Source organism: Tritonibacter sp. SIMBA_163 (genome assembly GCF_046535935.1).
Classification (GTDB): domain Bacteria; phylum Pseudomonadota; class Alphaproteobacteria; order Rhodobacterales; family Rhodobacteraceae; genus Epibacterium; species Epibacterium scottomollicae.
Genome location: NZ_JAWJBP010000914.1, coordinates 1 through 252, shown reverse-complemented (window position 1 = coordinate 252; position 252 = coordinate 1). Strand labels below are relative to the sequence as shown.

The following is a 252-nucleotide window of genomic DNA, read 5'->3' as shown; positions in this document are numbered from 1 at the left end:
AACACATTTTTCTTGACGATGAATAGTGCATTGATCGCAGCCTTCGGGATCATCGTGGAGAGTTCTGGTGACATAACACTCAGCGGGATCGGAATCGCTGTATTGGCGGTAGCCGGCGCAATCCTCTGCGCAGCATGGAGAAGTCTCATCACTTCGTTTGGTCAGCTCAACCGCGGCAAGTTCAAGGTCATCCACACCATAGAGCGATATTTGAAAGCAGCCATTTATGCGGCCGAATGGGAGGCGCTCGGC

General features: G+C 52.4%; 1 protein-coding gene. It reads left to right on the top strand.

What is annotated here, in order from left to right; genetic code table 11:
• Positions 1-30: 30 nt before the first annotated feature.
• Positions 31-252 (top strand): hypothetical protein (locus R0J92_RS24990; protein ID WP_411053666.1); only part of this gene is annotated, 222 nt, incomplete at its 3' end.